We start from the raw sequence: 22,465 nt of genomic DNA on the forward strand, positions 1-22,465 counted from the left end.
AACAAGTCTGAAAACTACAAAAGCCTGCGGGTCACATGCTCCGCAGGCTCTGTACTGCAAGGGAAACCAAACTGCAACTTGCGTCGAGCCTAGCACGCACTGTGTTCGCAGCGGTAGAGGTAAAGATCACTTCACTCGGACGCTTGACTCGTTCCCTCGTACGCTGACGAACCGCAGCTCAACCGGTGCTTACGGCCCCGGACGCCGGTCCCCGGCGCGACCCGCGCACGGCCCCGCGTACCCGGAGCGGCCCCACCGGACTAGCCTCACCTTGTGGACAGTCTCGGAGAAACCCCAGCAACCGACCACCCGCGCAGCCGGCCCCGGGTCGGACATATCCAGTTCCTCAACTGTCTCCCCCTCTACTGGGGGCTGGCCCGCACCGGAACGCTTCTTGACCTGGAGTTGACGAAGGACTCCCCGGAGAAGCTCAGCGAGCGACTGGTGGCCGGTGAACTCGATATCGCGCCGATCACTCTGGTGGAGTTTCTGCGCAATGCCGATCAGCTGGTGGCATTTCCTGATCTGGCGGTCGGATGCCATGGCCCGGTGATGTCCTGTGTGATCGTCTCCCAGGTTCCCTTGGAGGATCTGCACAAAGCGCCCGTTGCACTCGGCTCCACATCACGCACTTCGGTACGACTGGCACAACTCCTTCTTGCCGAACAGTTCAAGGTGGAACCGGACTATTTCACCTGCCCGCCCGATCTCGGTCTGATGATGCAAGAAGCGCAAGCGGCCGTGTTGATCGGCGATGCCGCCCTGCGGGCTTCCCTGCACGACGCGCCGCGGCTCGGGCTTGAGGTCCATGACCTCGGCCAGATGTGGAAGGCATGGACCGGGCTGCCCTTCGTCTTCGCCGTCTGGGCGGTGCGCAAGGAGTATCTGGCGCGTCACCCGGATCTGGTGCACGAGGTGCACGAGGCGTTCCTCACCTCGCGTGACGTCTCGCTCGAAGAGGTGGTCAAGGTGTCGGAGCAGGCGGCCCGTTGGGAGAGCTTCGACGCGGAGCTGCTGGAACGATACTTCCGGACCTTGGACTTCCGTTTCGGTCCGGAGCAACTCGCCGGCGTACACGAGTTCGCACGTCGCATCGGGGCGACCACCGGCTTCGCACCGGACGTCCGGGTGGAGCTGCTGAGCCGCTGAGAACCGTCGGCCCGCTCACCGGGGCTGTGGACCCGAGGCAGAGCGGGAACACCCGCCCCGACCCCATCCACCCCGAACCGCCGGACAATTCCCTGGGACCGTGCCCGTGACGCCCCTACCCTGAATGCGGCAGAGGCGGACAGGTCGGCCGACCGGGGGAGTTCACAGATGCAGCCGCTCGATCCAGGGGACCCGCACATGATCGGCCCCTACCGGCTGCTCGGCCGGCTCGGCGCGGGCGGCATGGGACGCGTCTATCTCGGGCGCAGCTCGGGCGGTCGCACCGTCGCCGTCAAGGTCGTCCACCCCCACTTCGCGCTCGACGAGGAGTTCCGCGCCCGCTTCCGCCGCGAAGTCGCATCGGCGCGACGCGTCGGCGGCCAGTGGACCGCCCCCGTGCTCGACGCCGACCCCGAAGCGGCCGTGCCCTGGGTCGCCACCGGATATGTCGCAGGCCCGGCACTCTCCCGGGCGGTCACCGATCATGGACCGCTGCCCGGCCCCGCGGTGCGCGCGCTCGGCGCCGGCCTTGCGGAGGCGCTCACCGCCGTACACGCCCTGGAGTTGGTCCACCGCGATGTGAAGCCGTCCAATGTGCTGCTCGCCCTCGACGGGCCACGGCTGATCGACTTCGGGATCGCCCGGGTCACGGACGGCACCGCCTCCCTCACCTCCACCGGCGTCTCCGTCGGCTCGCCCGGCTATATGTCGCCCGAGCAGATCCTGGGCAAGGGCATCACGGGCGCGGCCGATGTCTTCTCGCTGGGCGCGGTCCTCGCCTACGCGGCGACGGGTTCGGCCCCGTTCAGCGGTGACTCCTCCGCCACCCTCCTGTACAAGGTGGTGCACGAGGAGCCGGAACTCGACGGTCTCGACAGCCCGCTGAAGGAACTGGTCGCCGGCTGTCTCGCCAAGGACCCCCTCGCCCGTCCGTCGACCGCCGAGGTCGCCCGGCTGCTGGCGCCGGACGGTGCCGCAGTCCTGATCGCCGGCGGATGGCTACCGGGCGCCCTGGTGGAGCAGGTCAGCCGCGCCGCGGTGGAACTGCTCGGTCTGGAACCCGCCGAACCGGCACCAGGGCCGGCCGGATCGCTGTCCGGGCCGGTGGCCTTCAGCAGCCCGTCCGTGCGCGGAGCCGAGGCGGTTGCGCACCGAGCGGTCGACCCCCGCCAGCAGGGCGGAGCGCCCGGGGTCGGGAGCGCGGGTCCCGTGGGCACGGCGCACGCACCGGCAGCCGCAACGGCCGGCTTCGGCCCGCCGATCGAACCCGTGCACCCCTTCCCCTCGGCCTTCGGCGCCGCCCAGCAGACGCCCCCACCGGTCGCGCCCGCCGCCCCGGCCACCGACGGCACCCCACCGGCCCGCCCCCGCCGCAAGATCAGCTGCACCCTGACGCTCACCCTGGCCGCGGCCCTGGCCGGCGTCACCTTCGGTGTCGGCTTCCTCGCCGACCTCTGGCCCTCCGACGGCTCCGACAAGGAGGAGGACCGGTCCTCGGACGTCGCCGCCCGCCCGACCACACCGAGCAGCCCGCCCCCCACCGCGCCCGGAGCCCGGGGCGACGCCGTACCGCAGCCGTTCATCGGCACCTGGAAGGGGCCGTTCACCATCAGCCTGGCGGGTGCCGAACTCAAGGCCGGTACCTTCACCGTCGTCCTCCACCAGGGCAAGCAGGGCGGTCGGATAGGGACCGCGGCCCAGTACGACGCCCTCGGCAACCTCACCTGCACCGACAACCTCGTCCTGCGTCGGGCCACCACCACCGAGCTGGTCACCGACGGCACTTCCAACGGCGAGGCGGGCAACAAGTGCACCCCCGGCGCCCACAAGGTCACGCTGAAACGGGCCGGCGAAACCCTGCGCTACACCTCGGACGAACCCCGCGCCGGCGACCCCCGCGCCACCCTGGAGCGCACCACCGACTGATCCGCTTTGGGGACGCGTGCGACCGGCCATGGTCCGTGCCGGGCGCTGACGTAGGCTGGACCGGCCCGCAGAACGTCCGACGGAGCCTTGCCCGAGGCTCTGGAGAACCACCGAAAGGTGACACCCGGTGACCGAGAAGGCCGACCTTCAGTCCGTGCTGGACCGCGCTGCCGAGGGCGGGCGAATCACCCCCGAAGAGGCCCTCGACCTCTACCGCTCCGCCCCGCTGCACGCACTGGGCAGCGCGGCCGACGCCGTGCGTCGCCGCCGATACGCGGGCACCGAGCACATCGCGACGTACATCATCGAACGCAACATCAACTACACCAACGTCTGCGTCACCGCCTGCAAGTTCTGCGCCTTCTACGCCGCCCCGAAGGACACCAAGAAGAGCTGGACCCGCGATCTCGACGACATCCTGCGGCGCTGCGCCGAGACCGTCGAGCTCGGCGGCACCCAGATCATGTTCCAGGGCGGACACCACCCCGACTTCGGCGTGGAGTACTACGAGGAGCACTTCGCGGCGATCAAGTCGGCCTTCCCCCAGCTGGTGATCCACTCCCTCGGGGCCTCCGAGGTCGAGCACATGGCGAAGATCTCCGGGGTCTCGGTCGAAGAGGCCATCCAGCGCATCCACACCGCGGGCCTCGACTCCTTCGCCGGCGCGGGCGCCGAACTGCTGCCCGCCCGCCCCCGTAAGGCCATCGCCCCGCTCAAGGAGTCCGGCGAACGCTGGCTGGAGATCATGGAGACCGCACACGGGTTGGGCGTCGAGTCGACGTCCACGATGCTGATGGGCACCGGCGAGACCAACGCCGAGCGCATCGAGCACCTGCGGATGATCCGTGAGACGCAGGACCGCACGGGCGGCTTCCGGGCCTTCATCCCGTACACCTACCAGCCCGAGAACAACCGTCTGAAGGGGCAGACCCAGGCGACGATCTTCGAGTACCTGCGGATGATCGCCATCGCCCGGCTGTTCTTCGACAACGTGGCCCACATCCAGGGCTCCTGGCTGACCACCGGCAAGGAGGTCGGCCAGCTGTCGCTGCACTACGGCGCCGACGACCTCGGTTCGATCATGCTGGAGGAGAATGTGGTCTCCTCGGCGGGCGCCAAGCACCGCTCCAACCGGCAGGAGATCATCGACCTGATCCGCAAGTCGGGTCGGGTGCCGGCGCAGCGGGCCACCACGTACGAGCACCTCGTGGTCCACGACGACCCAGCGAACGACCCCGTCGACGAGCGAGTGGTCTCGCACATCTCCTCGACCGCCATCGAGGGCGGCACCGCCCATCCGGAGCTCAAGCTCCTGAACGCCAACTGATCTCGACGTGCTGACGACCTGCGCGGCGGACGCCCCGTGCTGACAATCCACACCGCCGATGCGGTCCTCGGCCACTCCGGTCACCAGGCCGTGCTCGTCGACGGCGGCCGGATCGTGGCGATCGGCTCGCCCGAAGGACTCACCGTCACCCATCTTCGGGCCAGGGTCCGACGCTGGCCGGGACTGCTGACCCCCGGACTGCGGGAGCCGGCCGCCGCCGTGCTGTTGCAGGCCGCCTACCACCCCGACCCGCGGGAGGCCGCCGAACTCGGCACCGAACCGCTCACCGGCGACGAACTGGTCGCACTCGACATGGACGAGACCCGGTGGGGACACAGTGCGCGGCGCGGCCTCCAACGACTGCTGTCCCGGGGCACCACGGCGGTGACCGGCCCCTTCGAACGCCCTCCGGTCCGTACCGCCGTGACCCGTTCGGGGCTGCGGGTGCGCGAGCCCGCAGCGGCAGGGGACCCGGTTCCCGAGTTGGTGTACGACGGCGAACTGAAGGTCGGCTCCCCGGCCGACTTCGCGGTCTTCGCGATCAAGGGCAAGGTGCTCACCCCGGATGACACGCCTCGCTGCGTCGCCACCGTTCTCGGCGGCAGACTGCTGTACCGCCGAGCATGATCAGCGAGGGTGCCCTGCTTGAATGGGGAGCGTGAACCGAGCATCCCTGGACAAGCAGCCGCACGAAGTCGCCTCGATGTTCGACGCCGTGGCGGCGAACTACGACCTCACCAATGATGTTCTGTCCTTCGGCCAGGACCGGCGCTGGCGCAAGCACGTCGCCCGGGCCGTGGACGCCCGCCCGGGGCAGAAGGTCCTCGACCTGGCCGCAGGCACCGGTACGTCCTCGTTGCCGTTCGTGGAGGCAGGCGCCTACGTGGTGCCGTGCGACTTCTCCCAAGGCATGCTGCGGGAGGGCAAGAAGCGCCACCCATGGCTTCCGCTGACCGCCGGCGACGGGACGAAGCTGCCGTTCGCGGACGACGTCTTCGACGCGGTGACCATCTCGTTCGGGCTGCGCAACATCGCCGACACCGGATTGGCACTGCGCGAGATGCTCCGGGTCACCAAGCCGGGGGGCCGGATCGTGATCTGCGAGTTCTCGCACCCGACCTGGGCGCCCTTCCGGACCGCGTACGAGGAGTACCTGATGCGGGCGCTGCCCCCGGTGGCGCGGGCGGTCTCCTCCAACCCGGACGCGTACGTCTATCTCGCCGAGTCCATCCAGTCCTGGCCCGAGCAGCCCCAGTTGGCGCGCACATTGCAGGAAGCGGGTTGGGAGAAGGCGGCATGGCGCAATCTGTCGGGCGGCATCGTCGCACTGCACCGGGGATTCAAGCCCGCCTGAGCGGCAGCGGGCCGAGTCCGGGCGATAGGGGCGGCCATGCGGCGGTCGTACGGTTTATGAGCGCCGGCTGTGCGGTGCCTGTGCCCCGCGGGGCACAGGCCCGACCCCTGCCCGAATCGGGTCGCTGGTCTTCGTTCCATCGGTTCCGGACGGTCCGCACACCGTCCTCCCGGTCGTGCGGTGGCTAGGAGATCCGCACTACAGATCCAGCCGGAAGCAGTACCCCTCGCGCTGGGACTCCGGTGTCCGGAAGGTCTCGACCCGGTCCATCCCCAGTCGTCTGATCACGGCTATCGACCTCTCGTTGCGGGCGTCCACCATGGCCACCACCCGCGGGACGCCGGCCGCCCGCACCCGCTCCAACGTGGTGTGGGCCGCGGCGGTCGCATACCCCTTGCCCCACGCGGACCGGGCCAGCCGCCAGCCGATCTCGATCTCGCCCGCCGGTCCGAAGTCCGGGTACGGCCACGGCTGGGCGCCGGTGAATCCGACCACGTCACCGTCCTCGTCGAGCACCGTCCACAGGCAGAATCCGCGCTCGGCGTCATGCCGGCGCTGCCGTGCGGTCAACTCCTGGTAGGCCGACAGTTCGTCCCGGCCGCCGTGGAACTCCATGACTTCCGGGTCGGCGAACGCACGATGCCAGGCGTACGCGTCCTCATCGGTGGGCACACGCAGTCTGACGGCGGGGAGAAGCCTGCTCATAGGGGAGCCCTTCGGTCGAGGGAACGGCACTCACCCATAGACTGCACATGTCCTGTGCTTTTTAGGCACGCGAATATTGAGTCGTACGGGAGAACCAGCCGTGACTGAGCCCCTCTCCGAACACAGCGCCGATGTGATCGTCGTCGGGGCTGGCCCGGCCGGCTCCACCGCCGCTTACTACCTCGCCAAGGCCGGACTGGATGTCCTGCTGCTGGAAAAGACGGCGTTCCCCCGGGAGAAGGTCTGCGGCGACGGACTCACTCCGCGCGCCACCAAGCAGTTGGTGGCCATGGGGATTGACGTCTCCGAAGAGGCCGGCTGGCTGCGGAACAAGGGCCTGCGGATCATCGGCGGCGGGGTGCGCCTCCAGCTCGATTGGCCAGAACTCGCCTCGTATCCGGACTACGGACTGGTCCGCAAGCGCGACGACTTCGACGAGCAATTGGCCCGACAGGCGCAGAAGGCAGGCGCCCGCCTGTACGAGCGCTGCAACGTGGGCGCGCCGATCATCGACGACCGTACGGGCAAGATCACCGGGGTGCAGGCCAAGCTCGGCGAGGAGAAGATCCCGGTCACCTTCCACGCACCGCTCGTGGTCGCCGCCGACGGAAACTCCTCCCGCATCTCCCTCGGGATGGGGCTGCACCGCCGTGAGGACCGCCCGATGGGCGTCGCCGTACGCACGTACTTCACCTCGCCCCGCCACGAGGACGACTATCTGGAGTCCTGGCTGGAGCTGTGGGACCGCCGAGGCCCGGGCGAGGACCGGTTGCTGCCCGGCTACGGCTGGATCTTCGGCATGGGCGACGGCACCTCCAACGTCGGCCTCGGCGTCCTCAACACCTCCTCCTCCTTCAAGGAACTGGACTGGCGCGAGGTCCTCAAGGCGTGGTGCGCCTCGATGCCCGAGGAGTGGGGCTACACCGAGGACAACATGACGGGCCCGATCCGCGGCGCCGCGCTGCCGATGGCCTTCAACCGACAGCCCCACTACACCCGCGGACTGCTACTCATCGGTGACGCGGGCGGCCTGGTGAACCCCTTCAACGGCGAAGGCATCGCCTACGCCATGGAGTCCGCCCAGATCGCGGCCGATGTGATCGTCCAGGCACACGCCCGTGCCACCCCCGCCCATCGCGAACTGGCCCTCCAGCGCTATCCGAAGGTCCTCAAGGACACCTACGGCGGCTACTACACGCTGGGCCGGGCGTTCGTGAAGCTGATCGGCAACCCGCAGGTCATGAAGATCGCCACTCAGCGCGGTCTGACGCATCCGTTGCTGATGCGGTTCACGCTGAAGATGCTGGCGAACCTCACCGACCCCACGGGCGGCGACGCGATGGACCGCATCATCAACGGCCTCTCCAAGGTCGCCCCGAAGGCATAGCCGCTCAAACGACCACCGCCCGGCCGCTCGTGGATCGCCCCACGAGCGGCCGGGCGATGTTCGTCACGGATGCCGTACGGGCCGCTGCGGCAAGGTTCCGCGGTGTCGATGAGGCACGATCGCCCACCGAAATAGGCGCAGTCGCCCGTCTATTCCACCTCGGCTACTGCCCTTAGCGTGGAGTACGTGGACGAGGACGAGGACCGACGGTTGGGGCGGATCGCCCCGGACATCTCCCATATGTCGATCGGCCTGCTGCGCAAGGTCGTTGGCGTCTACCCGGAAGAACGCATCGCGGAAGAGGCGCTGGGCGCCGCGGACCGGGTGCTGGAGCAGTACGGAACGGACGGGCTGCGGGTGCTCGTGATGAGCCTCACGGGCTGGGCCGCCGTTCAGATCGAGAAGGAAGCCCAGCTGACGGGCCGTACCCATGAAGCCCTGCTGGACGACATGGACCTCACCAGATTCGAGACCAATCCGGACGGATGATGCCGCGGTGATGCCGCGGTGTTGTCCGAACCAGAGGCAATTCCGCATCCCTGATCATGGCGACCACACCAATACCGAAGCCTGCCCGGAAGCGTGGGATTGCGTACGAGTACCTCAGTGAATCCGGAGGACTTCCGGGCCATCTGCTTCCGCCCGCCGAAAGGCACAGCGGCCAACGCGGGCGCCGCTACCGCGGCACCATCCGCGCGAGCGGGGCAGGGGTGCTTCCCGGCCAAAGGCGAGTAGCCGTGAATCTCGGCTGGCAGGGGTGCCGTCAGGGTCGATCGACTAGCCGATCAGATGGTCGAACTCCCCGTTCTTCACTCCGAGAATGAAGTCTCGCATTTTCTCCGGAGTGGTTGTGACTATCGACTCGGGGTGCTCGCTTTCGCGTATCCGCACAGTGGTGCTTTGTCGGCTCACCTGGACACAGTTGTTGCCCCCTCCACCGCAGAAGGAGGACTGTTGCCAATCTATGTCTTGCATTTTCGTCCCTTCAGAGTGCATGGGCGATCTTGTGAATGAAGTCCCGCGACCTTGCTTGGCTTAGGCTGCGCTCCTCCATCGCAGTCAACAGCAGCCGGTAGGAGTTGAGTTGCGCCTCCGCGTCCAGCAGTATCGCCCCATGTGCAGAGTCGAGGTGTACCGTATCCAGTTTTGGTACGGGTCCGCCCGCGAGTAGCACCGCTTGCCCTGAACCGGCGAATCCGTCTGCTTCAAAGGTAAGCACGCGCAGTATGCAATTCGGACGCTCGGAGACAGATAGCAAATGATCGAGTTGCCGACGCGCTAACTTGGCTCCGCCGAACCGCATGCGAAGTGCAGCTTCGTGGATGACAGCACTGAAGGTTGGCGCATTGTCGCCATCCAAGACCTGAGCCCGTTTCATGCGATGCGCGATTCTCGGCTCGATCTCTTCCCGAGTTAGCGGCGGGTAGACCAACTCGAAGATGGCACGGGCGTAGTCCTCAGTTTGGGTCAGACCTGGAAGGTGGGCGATCTGGTACGTGCTTGGAACCCGACGCGTTGGAGCTCGCGGAGGGGTGAGCACACATGACGATGGGGTCGACGGGGCCCTCGCCCGTCGACCCCATCGGTCAACTCACCGGTTCTTGTGAATCAGAGCACGCGCACCGCGCCCGTCGCGGGGTAGCCCGAAAGATCCTGGATGACCACGCCCTTGCTGGGGTTGGCCGCGTCCAGGTACTTGCCGTCGCCGATGTAGACACCCGTGTGGTACGCGCTGCCCGCGGCACCCCAGTACAGGATGTCTCCGACCTGGAGGTTGCTGGTGCCGACCTGCCTGCCCGCGGTCGACTGGTCCTGCGAGACACGGGGGAGCTCGATGTTGACCTGGCGGAAGGCCGCCCGGACCAGGCTGGAGCAGTCCCATGAGTTGGGGCCCGTCGCGCCCATCACATAGGCGTCGCCGACCTGGGCCCGCAGGAAGGCGATGACCGTACCGACGGAGCCGCTCGCCTGCTGGGAGGACTGGTTGGACGACTGCGCCGTAGAAGAGTTGGAAGAAGAGGAGGAGGACTTCGAGCCCACAGAGGCGAGCTGGGTGCGCTCAGCGGTGCGGGAAGCGCGCTCCTGGGCCTCGGCGCGCTTCTTCGCCTCGGCCTTCTCAGCCTCCGCCTTGCGGACCGCCTCGGCCTTCGCCTTCGTGGCGTCCTTCTGGGCCTTGGTGGCGGCAGCGTTCTCCTGGACCTGGAGTTCCAGGTCGAAGGCGACCTGCTGCTGCGCCTGAGCGGTCTGCTCGAACGTCTTGGCGAGGCCCGCGGGGTTGATCGTGGGCATCTCGATGGTCTCGGTCACCGGCTCGGCATTCGCCGGTCCAGCGGCGCCGGCCACTGCGATGGTGCTGAGGACGCCACCGGCAACTCCGGCACGGAGCGCCATCGTGGAGGCGCTACGACGGCGGGGCTTCCGGTGGCTGGGTATGTGAGCGGTGTGGGGCATAGGAACAACCGCTACCAGCCACATACGGTTCCCATCAAGAAACGTGTGTTGCGCCACAGTTACGAGCGGAATCACCCCGTCCGCTCGATGGTGACATTTATTGACGCCGTAACGGGCAATACGGACAGGGGTGTTCAGGGCTGTGATCATGCTCTTTTGGGAAAAGGTCCGAATTGCCCGCCGCCTACCATTGGTTAAGACCGTTGGCCAAGCCCGGCTTTCCTGGCGATTCGAGCCTGTGATGCAGGTCACAGAATGAATGGCGCCATGGCGGTGAGGGTGACGGATCGTCAGAAGAATGGCTCCACGGCGCGCGGATGCCGGAAAGGCGTCGGCGATCTTCGTGGCGAGAGGTGGGCGATGGCGCTGGCGATCTCCGTGCGTCAAGAGCGGTCGCTTGTTGTGATCTTCAAGTCGCAACTCCCCGTGGTGACCCTGGGAATGCCGACCGAATCACAGAGTAACGAGGGGCCCATTCGGCAATGCGGGCGGGGTACCTCTTTTCTGAGGGTCCCCTCAGTGCTTTTCCGCGCACCTCTCGGCGGTGATGGAGTCACCGTCCGCGCACCGGGTGTTACCACGGTGTCCGTCAGGCTGGCGTGAAGGTCCGCCCGAGATCGTGAACGCGTGCACGCGCTCCGCTCCCGCCGCCCCCTCGCTCACGCCGGCCGCAGAGGCCCCTTCAGGCGGGTGATGCGATGGCACTATCACCCCTCGGCGACGGGTGCGAATTTGCTTAGGCATGCCTTGCCTTGATAAAGCGGACCCCCTTTCACCAGCCACAACACCATCGGTTGTCACTTCTGGTGACCACTCGCGCGCTTCACGTATGAAGATCACCTCTCATCCAGCTTGGCGGTCCTTCGTCGGGTGGTGGAGATCACAAGGGCGGTTACCGACCCCGTGTCGCAGATCACAGACCGGCGGGCATAGGATGCGGGGCAGTCGGGCTTGTGAACTGCCTCACATGAACACGATCTTCGAGGCGGCTCGAAAAAGACGCCCGGTGCGGTCCACGCGGTCAAGGACGACTGGAAGGAGCGAGGAGGGTGAATGCTTACGCGCCCATCCTTGTACTCGGCGCCCTCGGGGCAGGGTTTGCGATCTTCTCCGTGGTCATGGCCACGCTAATCGGCCCCAAAAGGTACAACCGGGCAAAGCTTGAAGCGTATGAGTGCGGCATCGAGCCGACTCCGACGCCGGCCGGTGGCGGTCGCTTTCCCATCAAGTACTACCTGACGGCGATGCTGTTCATCGTCTTCGATATCGAGATCGTCTTCCTCTACCCCTGGGCGGTCAGCTTCGACGCCCTGGGGCTTTTCGGGCTCGTGGAGATGCTGCTCTTCGTGCTCACCGTCTTCGTCGCCTATGCGTATGTATGGCGACGCGGCGGCCTGGAATGGGACTGAGGGGCTGAGAGGCACCAAATGGGACTCGAAGAGAAGCTGCCGAGCGGATTTCTGCTGACGACTGTCGAGCAGGCCGCGGGCTGGGTGCGTAAGGCATCCGTCTTCCCGGCGACCTTCGGACTGGCCTGCTGCGCCATCGAGATGATGACGACGGGCGCGGGCCGATACGACCTCGCCCGGTTCGGCATGGAGGTCTTCCGCGGTTCGCCGCGACAGGCCGATCTGATGATCGTGGCAGGCCGGGTCAGCCAGAAGATGGCCCCCGTCCTGCGACAGGTCTACGACCAGATGCCCAACCCCAAGTGGGTCATCTCCATGGGCGTTTGCGCATCGTCGGGCGGCATGTTCAACAACTACGCCATCGTGCAGGGAGTCGACCACATCGTCCCGGTCGACATCTATCTGCCCGGTTGCCCGCCCCGCCCCGAGATGTTGTTGGACGCGATTCTGAAACTCCATCAGAAGATCCAGTCCACCAAGCTCGGGGTGAACGCGGAGGAAGCCGCCCGCGAGGCGGAGGAGGCGGCCCTCAAGGCGCTCCCCCTGATCGAGATGAAGGGGTTGCTCCGATGAGCCGCGTACCTGCGGCCCCGCTGCCGCACCTCGCGCAGGCGGTGCCTGCGTGCCGCACGGGCCAAGAAGCCACCGAAGAGGTACAGCGATGACCGACCAGCCGAACCCCGAGAAGGAACTGAGCGAACAGAACCTTCCGGGCCAGCGCGGCGACCACGGCGAGGAGATCCGCGTCCAACGCGGCATGTTCGGCGCCAACAACGGCGGTGACACCTCCGGATACGGCGGTCTCGTCCGCTCCGTGCGTCTGCCGGGGCCGGCCAGCCGCCCCTACGGCGGCTACTTCGACGAAGTGGCCGACGAGTTGGAAGGCGCGCTGGAGGAGCAGGGGCTCGTCCCCGAGAACGCCATCGACAAGACGGTGGTGGACCGGGGCGAGTTGACCTTCCACATCGAGCGCGAGCACTTGCTGACCGTCGCCCGCACCCTGCGTGACGATCCCGCCCTGCGGTTCGAACTGTGTACGGGGGTGAGCGGGGTGCACTACCCGGACGACAAGGGCCGGGAACTGCACGCCGTTTACCACCTGCGGTCGCTCACCCACGGTCGGCTGATCCGCGTGGAGGTCTCCGCGCCGGACAGCGACCCGCACGTCCCGTCACTGGTCTCGGTCTACCCGACCAACGACTGGCACGAGCGCGAGACGTACGACTTCTTCGGGCTGATCTTCGACGGCCACCCCGCCCTCACCCGGATCATGATGCCGGACGACTGGCAGGGCTTTCCCCAGCGCAAGGACTATCCGCTCGGTGGTATCGCCGTCGAATACAAGGGCGCTCAGATTCCGGCTCCTGACCAGCGGAGGTCGTACTCATGAGCACTTCGCACGCATCTCCCCGCGAGACCACCGAGGGAACCGTCTACACGGTCACCGGCGGTGACTGGGACGAGGTCGTCGAGAGCGCGGCCAAGGCCGACGACGAGCGGATCGTCGTCAACATGGGCCCGCAGCACCCCTCCACACACGGTGTGCTCCGGCTGATCCTGGAGATCGACGGCGAGACCGTCACCGAGTCCCGCTGTGGCATCGGCTACCTCCACACCGGCATCGAGAAGAACCTCGAATACCGGACCTGGACGCAGGGCACCACCTTCGTCACGCGCATGGACTACCTCACCCCGTTCTTCAACGAGGCGGCGTACTGCCTGGCCGTGGAGAAGCTGCTCGGCATCGAGGACCAGATCCCGGACCGGGCGACCGTCATCCGCGTTCTGCTGATGGAGCTCAACCGGCTCTCGTCCCACCTGGTCTGCATCGCCACCGGCGGTATGGAACTGGGCGCCACCACGATCATGATCTACGGCTTCCGGGACCGCGAACTGATCCTGGACCTCTTCGAACTGATCACGGGCCTTCGGATGAACCATGCGTTCATCCGCCCCGGTGGCCTCGCCCAGGACCTGCCCTCCGGCACCATCGACCAACTGCGCGACTTCCTGAAGACCATGAAGAAGAACCTGCCGGAGTACGACAAGCTCGCCACCGGCAACCCCATCTTCAAGGCCCGTATGCAGGACATCGGCTATCTCGACCTCACCGGATGCATGGCGCTCGGCGCCACCGGGCCGATCCTGCGCTCGGCCGGTCTCGCGCACGACCTCCGCAAGACCGACCCGTACTGCGGCTACGAGAACTACGAGTTCGACGTGCCGACCGCCGACTCCTGCGACTCCTACGGCCGGTTCCTGATCCGGCTGGAGGAGATGCGCCAGTCGCTGCGGATCGTCGAGCAGTGCATCGCCCGGCTGGAGCCGGGACCGGTCATGGTCGCCGACAAGAAGATCGCCTGGCCCGCGCAGTTGGCACTCGGCCCGGACGGGCTCGGCAACTCCCTGGACCACATCAAGAAGATCATGGGCACCTCCATGGAGGCCCTGATCCACCACTTCAAATTGGTGACCGAGGGATTTCGGGTCCCGCCGGGACAGGCGTACGCCGCCGTGGAGTCGCCCAAGGGCGAACTGGGCGCACACGTCGTCTCCGACGGCGGAACCCGCCCCTACCGGGTCCACTTCCGCGACCCGTCCTTCACCAACCTCCAGTCCATGGCAGCGATGTGCGAAGGCGGCCAGATCGCCGATGTCATCGTCGCCGTCGCGTCCATCGACCCCGTGATGGGAGGCGTCGACCGATGAAGACCGAGCCGGCCCAGCCCAACCAAGAGGTGCAGCTGGGAATGCCCCAGCTCCCCGCACCCGACTACCCGGCCGACGTACGCGCCCGGTTGGAGGCGGACGCCAAGGAGGTCATCTCCCGCTATCCGGACTCCCGTTCCGCGCTGCTGCCCCTGCTGCACCTGGTGCAGTCCGAGGAGGGCTTCGTCTCCCGGACCGGCATGCGCTTCTGCGCCGAAGTGTTGGAACTGACGACCGCCGAGGTCACCGCGGTCGCCACCTTCTACAGCATGTACCGGCGCAAGCCGTCGGGTGAGTACCAGGTGGGCGTCTGCACCAACACGCTGTGCGCCGTCATGGGCGGCGACGCGATCTTCGAGGACCTCAAGCAGCACCTCGACGTGGGCAACAACGAGACCACCGACGACGGCAAGGTCACGCTGGAGCACATCGAGTGCAACGCGGCCTGTGACTTCGCCCCCGTGGTGATGGTCAACTGGGAGTTCTTCGACAATCAGACGCCGCAGTCCGCACGGCAGTTGGTCGACGACCTGCGTGCCGGGCGCCCGGTGGAGCCGACCCGCGGGGCGACGCTGTGCTCCTTCAAGGAGACCTCGCGCATCCTCGCCGGCTTCCCCGACGAGCGGCCCGGCGCCGTGGACGCGACCGGTGGTGCCGGCCCCGCATCCCTGATCGGGCTGCGACTGGCCAAGGGCGAGCCGATCCCCGCCCGTGTGGTCTCCCCGCGCGGCGGACCGCAGGACCGCCCCCACCACGGGGCGGACGGCGCGAGCGATGAGCAGAGGTCGGCATCCCAGCACCTCAGCTCCCATGACGCGCCCCAAAGGACCTCGGACTCCGACCCGAGCCACCCGGCCGGACCCGTCACCGAGGAGGGGGAGTGATGACGTTGGCACCCGAATACGGTGGGACCTCCCGCCCCGGAGCCGGAGCGGAGACGAGCCCCGAGAAGCTGCTCGCTCCCGTGCTCTCCGCCTTCTGGGACGACCCCAAGTCCTGGACGCTGGAGACCTATCGACGGCACGAGGGCTACGAGGGACTGCGCAAGGCCCTCGCGATGCCCCCGGATGACCTGATCGCTTACGTCAAGGACTCCGGTCTGCGCGGACGCGGCGGCGCCGGCTTCCCCACCGGGATGAAGTGGCAGTTCATTCCGCAGGGGGACGGCAAGCCTCACTATCTTGTTGTCAACGCTGATGAATCGGAGCCCGGGACCTGCAAGGACATCCCGCTCCTCTTCGCCAACCCGCACTCCCTCATCGAGGGAATGGTGATCGCCTGCTACGCGATCCGTTCGAACCACGCCTTCATCTATCTGCGCGGTGAGGTCGTCCCCGTACTGCGGCGACTGCACGAGGCGGTGCGCGAGGCGTACGAAGCGGGCTACCTCGGCAAGAACATCCTCGGCAGCGGACTCGACCTCGAACTCACCGTGCACGCCGGCGCCGGGGCGTACATCTGTGGTGAAGAGACCGCACTGCTGGATTCACTGGAGGGCCGCCGCGGCCAACCCCGGCTGCGACCCCCTTTCCCCGCGGTCGCCGGTCTGTACGCGTGCCCCACTGTGGTGAACAACGTCGAATCCATCGCTTCGGTTCCCGCGATCCTGCAACGCGGGAAGGACTGGTTCAAATCGATGGGGAGCGAGAAGTCCCCCGGCTTCACGCTCTACTCCCTCAGCGGCCATGTCTCGGGACCCGGTCAGTACGAGGCCCCGCTCGGGATCACCCTGCGCCAACTGCTCGACATGAGCGGCGGGATGCGTCCCGGACACCGACTGAAGTTCTGGACCCCCGGCGGATCGTCCACCCCGATCCTCACCGACGAGCACCTCGACGTACCCCTCGACTACGAGGGCGTCGCCGGGGCCGGTTCCATGCTCGGGACCAAGGCGCTCCAGTGCTTCGACGAGACGACCTGCGTGGTGCGGGCCGTCACCCGCTGGACCGAGTTCTACGCCCACGAGTCCTGCGGCAAGTGCACACCCTGCCGCGAAGGAACGTACTGGCTGGTCCAGTTGCTGCGGGACATCGAGGCGGGCCGGGGCCTGATGTCCGACCTCGACAAGCTCAACGACATCGCCGACAACATCAACGGCAAGTCCTTCTGTGCGCTCGGCGACGGTGCCGCGTCCCCGATCTTCTCGTCGCTCCAGTACTTCCGTGACGAGTACGAGCAGCACATCACCGGGCGCGGCTGTCCCTTCGACCCCGCGAAGACCACCGCGTGGGCCGACAAGCACCTGGAGGTGTCCGCATGACCGTGGCGCACGCGCCGAGTGCCGGCGCAGTCCGACCTGCGAGCGGAGCACAACAGTCCGACTCGCACCGCGCGGAGGTGTGGGCATGACCGTCACCACGTCCAATCCGGCCGGAGGCGGCGCAGCCGTCCCGCCCGAGGACCTCGTCTCGGTGACCATCGACGGCGTCCAGATCAGCGTGCCCAAGGGCACGCTGGTGATCCGGGCCGCCGAACTCATCGGTGTCGAGATCCCCCGGTTCTGCGACCACCCCCTCCTCGACCCCGCCGGCGCCTGTCGCCAGTGCATCGTCGAGGTCGAGGGCCAGCGCAAGCCGATGGCCTCCTGCACCATCACCTGCACCGACGGCATGGTCGTCAAGTCGCAGCTCAGCTCGCCCGTCGCCGAAAAGGCGCAAAAGGGCGTGATGGAGCTGCTCCTGATCAACCACCCGCTGGACTGCCCCGTCTGCGACAAGGGCGGCGAATGTCCGCTCCAGAACCAGGCGATGTCCCACGGCGACGCCGAGTCCCGCTTCGAGGGCAAGAAGCGGACGTTCGAGAAGCCGGTGCCGATCTCCACCCAGGTGCTCCTGGACCGCGAGCGTTGCGTCCTGTGCGCGCGCTGCACCCGGTTCTCCAACCAGATCGCCGGCGACCCGATGATCGAACTGCTTGAGCGGGGCGCCCTCCAGCAGGTCGGTACCGGTGAGGGCGACCCGTTCGAGTCGTACTTCTCCGGCAACACCATCCAGATCTGCCCGGTCGGCGCGCTCACCTCGGCGGCGTACCGCTTCCGCTCCCGGCCCTTCGACCTGGTCTCCACACCCAGCGTGTGCGAGCACTGCTCGGGCGGCTGCGCGACCCGCACCGACCACCGGCGCGGCAAGGTGATGCGCAAGCTCGCCGCCGACGACCCCGAGGTCAACGAGGAGTGGATCTGCGACAAGGGCAGGTTCGGCTTCCGCTACGCACAGCAGCGGGACCGGCTCACCACCCCGCTGGTCCGGGACACCGACGGTGTCCTGAAGCCCGCGAGTTGGCCCGAGGCGCTGGCCAAGGCGGCCGAGGGACTGGGCGCCGCCCGCGGTAGGGCAGGCGTGCTGGCCGGTGGCCGGCTCACCGTCGAGGACTCCTATGCGTACGCCAAGTTCGCCCGGGTCGCCCTCGACACCAACGACATCGACTTCCGGGCCCGGGTCCACTCGTCCGAGGAGGCCGACTTCCTGGCCGCCCGGGTCGCGGGCCACGGCCGGGACCTCGATGGACGCGGCGTCACCTACTCCGTACTGGAGAAGGCGCCCGCGGTCCTGCTCGTCGGCTTCGAGTCCGAGGAGGAGGCCCCCGGGGTCTTCCTGCGGCTGCGCAAGGCTCACCGCCAGCGCGGTCAGCGCACCTACGCACTCGCCAGCCACGCCACCCGTGGGCTCGCCAAGGCCGGCGGCACCCTGCTCCCGGCCGCACCCGGCACCGAGACCGAGTGGCTGGACGCGCTCGCGGGCGGGGTGGGGCTCGACGGCGAAGGTGCCGCGGCGGCCGAAGCCCTGCGCGGTGACGGTGCGGTGATCGTCGTTGGCGAGCGACTCGCGGGCGTACCCGGAGGACTCACCTCCGTCGTACGGACCGCGACCGCGACCGGCGCCCGACTGGTGTGGATCCCACGTCGGGCGGGCGAACGCGGCGCCGTTGAGGCCGGAGCGATCCCCTCCCTGCTGCCCGGTGGCCGTCCGGCCACCGACCCGCAGGCCCGGGAGGAGACCGCCGAGGTCTGGCGGGTTCGCGAACTGCCGCACCGCTACGGCCGCGACACCGGCCAGATCATCGAGGCCGCGGCCAACGGTGAACTGGGCGCGCTGCTGGTGGCGGGTGTCGAGGTGGCTGACCTGCCCGATCCGACGCTGGCCCGTGCCGCCCTGGACGCGGTCGGCTTCCTCGTCTCCTTGGAGCTGCGGCCGAGCGAGGTGACCGATCGGGCCGACGTGGTCTTCCCGGTCGCCGCGGTCGCCGAGAAGCCCGGCACCTTCCTCAACTGGGAGGGCAGGGCGCGGATGTTCGACGCGGCGCTCAAGCCGGAACACATGACGCGCACCCTCGCACCCAATGACGCGCGAGTGCTCCACATGCTCGCCGACGAGATGGACGTCTTCTTCGGACTCCCCGATCTCGTCTCCGTACGCCGGGAACTGGACCGGTTCGCCGGCTGGACCGGTGCGCGGGCGTCCGAGCCGATGCACTCCGCCCGGCCGGTTCCCCGCGCCGGCGAGGGCGAGGCCGTACTTGCCGGACACCGGCTCCTGCTCGACCAGGGTCTGCTCCAGCAGGGCGATGCGGCACTCGCCGGCACCCGGCACGCGGCCGTCGCCCGGCTCTCCGCCGCCACCGCTGCGGCGACCGGCGTCAAGAACGGCGACGACCTGGCCGTCAGCGGCCCGGCAGGCACCGTTCTGCTGCCGCTCCAGGTGACCGAGATGCCCGACCGCGTGGTGTGGCTGCCACTGAACTCGGTGGGCGGCGGAGTCGCTTCCGACACCGGAGCCCGCCCCGGCGAGCTCGTCCGCATCGGACCGGCGCCGGCACCCTCGGATGCCGCAACGGACGCGCCGGAGGTGCGCTCATGATCGCTGAGGTTCAGTTCCTCGCGGCGGAGGACCTGTCGATGTTCGGGCGCGACCCCTGGTGGCTCGTCGCCATCAAGGCCGTGTTCTGCTTCGCCTTCCTCATGGTCACCGTGCTGCTCTCCATCGTGTGGGAGCGCAAGGTCGTCGCCTGGATGCAGCTGCGCATCGGGCCCAACCGGCACGGTCCCTGGGGCATGCTCCAGTCGCTCGCCGACGGCATCAAGCTGATGCTCAAGGAAGACGTCATCGTCAAGCGCGCGGACAAGGTGGTGTACATCCTCGCGCCGATCATCGCCGCCGCGCCCGCCTTCATGGCGATCGCGGTCATCCCCTTCGGGCCGTCGGGCAACGAGGTGTCCATCTTCGGCCACCGCACGACGATGCAGCTCACCGACCTGCCGATCGCGATGCTCTACGTCCTCGCGATCGCTTCGGTCGGCATCTACGGCATCGTGCTCGCCGGTTGGTCGTCCGGCTCCACCTATCCGCTGCTCGGCGGACTGCGCTCCTGCGCCCAGATGATCTCGTACGAGATCGCGATGGGCGCGGCGTTCGCCTCCGTCTTCCTCTACTCCGGGTCGATGTCGACCTCGGCGATCGTGGAGGCGCAGGCGGACCGGTGGTTCGTGATCCTGCTACCGGTCTCCTTCATCATCTACGTCATCACGATGGTGGGCGAGACCAACCGCGCCCCCTTCGACATGCCGGAGTCCGAAGGCGACCTGGTCGGTGGCTTCAACACCGAGTACAGCTCGATCAAGTTCGCGATGTTCATGCTCGCCGAGTACGTCAACATGGTCACCGTCTCCGCCGTCTCGGTGACCCTCTTCCTCGGCGGCTGGCGCGCCCCCTACCCGATCTCCACCTTCTGGGAGGGCGCGAACCACGGCTGGTGGCCGATGCTCTGGTTCATCATCAAGGTCCAGTTGCTGCTGTTCTTCTTCATCTGGCTGCGCGGCACGCTGCCCCGGGTTCGCTACGACCAGCTGATGAAGCTGGGGTGGAAGGTCCTGATCCCGGTCTCGGTGCTCTGGCTGATGCTGGTGGCCACCGTGCGAGCGCTGCGGAACGAGGACTACCAGTTCCAGGAGATCTTGCTGTACGTGGGCGGCGCGGTCATTGCCGTACTCCTGCTGTCCCTGGTCGTGGACATGTTCCGCGGCAAGAAGGACAAGCAGGAGCGCGAGGCGGAAGCCGCCGCGAAGAACGCCGACTTCGACCCCATGGCCGGTGGCTACCCGGTTCCGCCGCTGCCCGGCCAGACCCTGCCGCCCGTACCGCGCAGGCGTCCGCGCCGGGAGCGCGAGTTGATTGTCAGTGGCGGCCCGGACACTTCGAGTGACGGACCTCGTGACGGAAAGGAGGCTGACGGTGTCTGAGGCATCCGAGGGCAAGTTCCACAATCCCGTCGCCGGCTTCGGCGTGACCTTCAAGGCCATGTTCAAGCGGCGGCTGACCGAGCAGTACCCGGAGCAGCAGAAGGTCACCGCTCCGCGTTTCCACGGACGGCACCAGCTCAACCGTCACCCCGACGGTCTGGAGAAGTGCATCGGTTGCGAGCTGTGCGCCTGGGCCTGTCCGGCCGATGCGATCTACGTGGAGGGCGCGGACAACACCGAGGAGGAGCGCTACTCCCCGGGCGAGCGCTACGGCCGCGTCTACCAGATCAACTACGCCCGCTGCATCCTGTGCGGGCTGTGCATCGAAGCCTGCCCCACCCGCGCGCTGACCATGACCAACGAGTTCGAGTTGGCGGACAGCTCCCGCGAGAACCTCATCTACACCAAGGAGCAACTGCTCGCCGGTCTGGATGAGGGCATGGTGGACGCGCCGCACTCGATCTTCCCCGGTATGAACGAGGGCGACTACTACCGGGGATTGGTCACCGAAGCCGCCCCCGGCACCGTCCAGCAGCAAGCCGCCTCCAAGGAGGACAAGCCGCAGGACGCCGCCACCTCAGGTGAGGGCGAGCCGGCCGGGCACAAGGCGGTCGGCGCATGAACGCCCTGAACACACTCGCCGCGAGCACCACGTCCACCGGCGAGGCCGTGCAGTTCTGGATCCTCGGGACGGTCGCGGTGATCGGTGCGCTGTGCACCATCTTGATGAGGCGGGCCGTGCACAGCGCGCTCTGCCTCGCCGGGACCATGATCATCCTGGCCGTCTTCTACCTCGCCAACGGGGCGTACTTCCTCGGCATCGTCCAGGTCGTCGTCTACACCGGCGCGATCATGATGCTGTTCCTCTTCGTCGTCATGCTCGTCGGTGTCACCGCAGCAGACTCCCTCAAGGAGACCTTGAAGGGGCAGCGTTGGCTCGCGGCGCTCTGCGGCCTCGGCTTCGGGGTCCTGCTGATCGCCGGCATCGGCAACGCCTCCCTGAACAACTTCACCGGGCTGAGCGCGGCCAACGGCGCCTACGGCGGCAATGTCGAAGGGCTCGCCGCCCTGATCTTCACCAAGTACGTCTTCGCCTTCGAGATCACCGGCGCACTGCTGATCTCGGCGACCGTCGGCGCGATGGTGCTCACCCACCGGGAGCGCATCGAGCGGGCCAAGACCCAGCGCGAACTCGCCGAAGACCGGGTCCGCGAGGGCAAGCACCTGCCGCCGCTGCCCGCACCCGGCGTCTACGCCCGGCACAACGCCGTGGACATCGCCGGACTGCTCCCCGACGGCACCCCGTCCGACCTCACCGTCAGCAAGACCCTGCGGGATCGCGGCCAGATCCGCGATGTCTCCCAGCAGGCGCTGGACGACCTCAAGGCCCTCGAACAGCGCTCCGAGGAGCGGCTCGGGCGCAAGGGGCTCGCCCCTGAGGGCGGCGGGTCGGATGCGGACCGGAGTGACGGCGCCGCACCCGACCGGGACGAAGAGGAGGCCACACGGTGAATCCGGTCAACTACCTCTATCTCGCCGCCCTGCTGTTCACCATCGGCGCGGCCGGTGTGCTCCTGCGACGCAACGCCATCGTCGTGTTCATGTGCATCGAGCTCATGCTCAACGCCTGCAATCTCGCGCTCGTCACCTTCTCCCGGATGCACGGCAACCTCGACGGCCAGATCATCGCCTTCTTCACGATGGTCGTCGCCGCCGCAGAAGTCGTGGTCGGGCTGGCGATCATCGTGTCGCTGTTCCGTTCCCGCCACTCGGCCTCGGTCGACGACGCCAGCCTGATGAAGCTGTGAGGGGC

22 protein-coding genes are annotated in these 22,465 nt (G+C 67.7%); 18 read left to right on the top strand and 4 right to left on the bottom strand.

Features of this window, described 5'->3' with window-relative positions; all coding sequences use genetic code 11:
- The first annotated feature begins 273 nt into the window (after positions 1-273).
- From OID54_RS22090 to OID54_RS22110, 5 genes are all read left to right on the top strand, one after another.
- A complete protein-coding gene (locus tag OID54_RS22090; protein ID WP_329021991.1) occupies positions 274-1,149 on the top strand; it encodes a menaquinone biosynthetic enzyme MqnA/MqnD family protein in 876 nt (291 codons plus the stop codon).
- Between the two features lie 168 nt (positions 1,150-1,317).
- Positions 1,318-3,075 (top strand): serine/threonine-protein kinase, encoded by a 1,758-nt coding sequence (locus OID54_RS22095; RefSeq protein WP_329021992.1) that lies wholly within the window; start codon positions 1,318-1,320, stop codon positions 3,073-3,075.
- Between the two features lie 127 nt (positions 3,076-3,202).
- Positions 3,203-4,402: a cyclic dehypoxanthinyl futalosine synthase gene (gene mqnC, locus OID54_RS22100; RefSeq protein WP_329021994.1), complete on the top strand. Its 1,200-nt coding sequence runs from the start codon at positions 3,203-3,205 to the stop codon at positions 4,400-4,402.
- 36 nt (positions 4,403-4,438) lie between these two features.
- Complete coding sequence (locus OID54_RS22105) at positions 4,439-5,029, top strand: hypothetical protein (protein WP_329021996.1); 591 nt, start codon at positions 4,439-4,441, stop codon at positions 5,027-5,029.
- Between the two features lie 31 nt (positions 5,030-5,060).
- Positions 5,061-5,756, top strand: a complete 696-nt coding sequence (locus tag OID54_RS22110) for a demethylmenaquinone methyltransferase (RefSeq protein WP_329021998.1) — start codon at positions 5,061-5,063, stop codon at positions 5,754-5,756.
- Positions 5,757-5,954: 198 nt separating this feature from the next.
- Here the strand turns inward: OID54_RS22110 and OID54_RS22115 are convergent, their stop codons facing one another.
- Positions 5,955-6,461 (bottom strand): GNAT family N-acetyltransferase, encoded by a 507-nt coding sequence (locus OID54_RS22115; protein WP_329022000.1) that lies wholly within the window; start codon positions 6,459-6,461, stop codon positions 5,955-5,957.
- Positions 6,462-6,561: 100 nt separating this feature from the next.
- Here OID54_RS22115 and OID54_RS22120 point away from each other — a divergent pair, with 100 nt between their 5' ends.
- Positions 6,562-7,848: a geranylgeranyl reductase family protein gene (locus OID54_RS22120; RefSeq protein WP_329022002.1), complete on the top strand. Its 1,287-nt coding sequence runs from the start codon at positions 6,562-6,564 to the stop codon at positions 7,846-7,848.
- Positions 7,849-8,034: 186 nt separating this feature from the next.
- Positions 8,035-8,337 (top strand): hypothetical protein, encoded by a 303-nt coding sequence (locus OID54_RS22125; protein WP_329022003.1) that lies wholly within the window; start codon positions 8,035-8,037, stop codon positions 8,335-8,337.
- Between the two features lie 288 nt (positions 8,338-8,625).
- On the opposite strand, the gene OID54_RS22130 is transcribed toward OID54_RS22125, so the two are convergent.
- The 3 genes from OID54_RS22130 to OID54_RS22140 all read right to left on the bottom strand — a co-directional run bounded on the left by OID54_RS22130 (position 8,626) and on the right by OID54_RS22140 (position 10,299).
- Positions 8,626-8,844, bottom strand: a complete 219-nt coding sequence (locus OID54_RS22130) for a DUF397 domain-containing protein (RefSeq protein WP_329022005.1) — start codon at positions 8,842-8,844, stop codon at positions 8,626-8,628.
- A complete protein-coding gene (locus OID54_RS22135) occupies positions 8,834-9,388 on the bottom strand; it encodes a DUF5753 domain-containing protein (protein ID WP_329022008.1) in 555 nt (184 codons plus the stop codon). Before OID54_RS22135 ends, OID54_RS22130 begins: the two co-directional genes overlap by 11 nt.
- Positions 9,389-9,456: 68 nt before the next feature.
- Positions 9,457-10,299, bottom strand: a complete 843-nt coding sequence (locus OID54_RS22140; protein ID WP_329022010.1) for a C40 family peptidase — start codon at positions 10,297-10,299, stop codon at positions 9,457-9,459.
- A 1,049-nt stretch (positions 10,300-11,348) separates the two neighbouring features.
- On the opposite strand from OID54_RS22140, the gene OID54_RS22145 reads away from it, so the two are divergent.
- From OID54_RS22145 to nuoK, 11 genes are all read left to right on the top strand, one after another.
- On the top strand, positions 11,349-11,708 hold the full coding sequence (locus OID54_RS22145) for an NADH-quinone oxidoreductase subunit A (protein ID WP_003956195.1): 360 nt from the start codon (positions 11,349-11,351) through the stop codon (positions 11,706-11,708).
- Positions 11,709-11,726: 18 nt separating this feature from the next.
- On the top strand, positions 11,727-12,281 hold the full coding sequence (locus OID54_RS22150) for a NuoB/complex I 20 kDa subunit family protein (protein WP_329022012.1): 555 nt from the start codon (positions 11,727-11,729) through the stop codon (positions 12,279-12,281).
- An 88-nt stretch (positions 12,282-12,369) separates the two neighbouring features.
- Positions 12,370-13,098, top strand: coding sequence for an NADH-quinone oxidoreductase subunit C (locus tag OID54_RS22155; protein WP_329022014.1), 729 nt, complete (start codon positions 12,370-12,372; stop codon positions 13,096-13,098).
- Positions 13,095-14,417, top strand: a complete 1,323-nt coding sequence (locus OID54_RS22160) for an NADH-quinone oxidoreductase subunit D (RefSeq protein ID WP_329022016.1) — start codon at positions 13,095-13,097, stop codon at positions 14,415-14,417. Before OID54_RS22155 ends, OID54_RS22160 begins: the two co-directional genes overlap by 4 nt.
- Positions 14,414-15,301, top strand: coding sequence for an NADH-quinone oxidoreductase subunit NuoE (gene nuoE / locus OID54_RS22165; protein ID WP_329022017.1), 888 nt, complete (start codon positions 14,414-14,416; stop codon positions 15,299-15,301). The genes OID54_RS22160 and nuoE overlap by 4 nt, the downstream gene beginning before the upstream one ends.
- A complete protein-coding gene (gene nuoF, locus OID54_RS22170; protein ID WP_329022019.1) occupies positions 15,301-16,677 on the top strand; it encodes an NADH-quinone oxidoreductase subunit NuoF in 1,377 nt (458 codons plus the stop codon). Before nuoE ends, nuoF begins: the two co-directional genes overlap by 1 nt.
- Positions 16,678-16,762: 85 nt before the next feature.
- Entirely contained in the window at positions 16,763-19,273 is a 2,511-nt protein-coding gene (locus tag OID54_RS22175; RefSeq protein ID WP_329022021.1) for an NADH-quinone oxidoreductase subunit G, read from the top strand.
- Positions 19,270-20,652 (top strand): NADH-quinone oxidoreductase subunit NuoH, encoded by a 1,383-nt coding sequence (nuoH, locus tag OID54_RS22180; RefSeq protein WP_329022024.1) that lies wholly within the window; start codon positions 19,270-19,272, stop codon positions 20,650-20,652. The genes OID54_RS22175 and nuoH overlap by 4 nt, the downstream gene beginning before the upstream one ends.
- The gene (nuoI, locus tag OID54_RS22185) at positions 20,645-21,274 is read left to right on the top strand and encodes an NADH-quinone oxidoreductase subunit NuoI (protein WP_329022026.1); all 630 of its coding nucleotides are present in this window, start codon (positions 20,645-20,647) and stop codon (positions 21,272-21,274) included. The genes nuoH and nuoI overlap by 8 nt, the downstream gene beginning before the upstream one ends.
- Positions 21,271-22,164, top strand: coding sequence for an NADH-quinone oxidoreductase subunit J (locus tag OID54_RS22190; protein ID WP_329022028.1), 894 nt, complete (start codon positions 21,271-21,273; stop codon positions 22,162-22,164). Before nuoI ends, OID54_RS22190 begins: the two co-directional genes overlap by 4 nt.
- A complete protein-coding gene (gene nuoK / locus OID54_RS22195) occupies positions 22,161-22,460 on the top strand; it encodes an NADH-quinone oxidoreductase subunit NuoK (protein WP_329022030.1) in 300 nt (99 codons plus the stop codon). The genes OID54_RS22190 and nuoK overlap by 4 nt, the downstream gene beginning before the upstream one ends.
- The last annotated feature ends 5 nt before the right edge of the window (positions 22,461-22,465 follow it).

The sequence above is a fragment of the Streptomyces sp. NBC_00690 genome, from assembly GCF_036226685.1.
Taxonomy (GTDB): domain Bacteria; phylum Actinomycetota; class Actinomycetes; order Streptomycetales; family Streptomycetaceae; genus Streptomyces.

Coding starts and splice junctions, on each gene's coding strand:
- OID54_RS22130 (WP_329022005.1), bottom strand. CDS start 8,844: ATGCACTCTGAAGGGACGAAAATGCAAGACATAGATTGGCAACAGTCC.
- nuoH (WP_329022024.1), top strand. CDS start 19,270: ATGATCGCTGAGGTTCAGTTCCTCGCGGCGGAGGACCTGTCGATGTTC.
- OID54_RS22155 (WP_329022014.1), top strand. CDS start 12,370: ATGACCGACCAGCCGAACCCCGAGAAGGAACTGAGCGAACAGAACCTT.
- OID54_RS22115 (WP_329022000.1), bottom strand. CDS start 6,461: ATGAGCAGGCTTCTCCCCGCCGTCAGACTGCGTGTGCCCACCGATGAG.
- nuoE (WP_329022017.1), top strand. CDS start 14,414: ATGAAGACCGAGCCGGCCCAGCCCAACCAAGAGGTGCAGCTGGGAATG.
- nuoF (WP_329022019.1), top strand. CDS start 15,301: ATGACGTTGGCACCCGAATACGGTGGGACCTCCCGCCCCGGAGCCGGA.
- OID54_RS22150 (WP_329022012.1), top strand. CDS start 11,727: ATGGGACTCGAAGAGAAGCTGCCGAGCGGATTTCTGCTGACGACTGTC.
- OID54_RS22190 (WP_329022028.1), top strand. CDS start 21,271: ATGAACGCCCTGAACACACTCGCCGCGAGCACCACGTCCACCGGCGAG.
- OID54_RS22160 (WP_329022016.1), top strand. CDS start 13,095: ATGAGCACTTCGCACGCATCTCCCCGCGAGACCACCGAGGGAACCGTC.
- OID54_RS22175 (WP_329022021.1), top strand. CDS start 16,763: ATGACCGTCACCACGTCCAATCCGGCCGGAGGCGGCGCAGCCGTCCCG.
- OID54_RS22140 (WP_329022010.1), bottom strand. CDS start 10,299: ATGCCCCACACCGCTCACATACCCAGCCACCGGAAGCCCCGCCGTCGT.
- OID54_RS22095 (WP_329021992.1), top strand. CDS start 1,318: ATGCAGCCGCTCGATCCAGGGGACCCGCACATGATCGGCCCCTACCGG.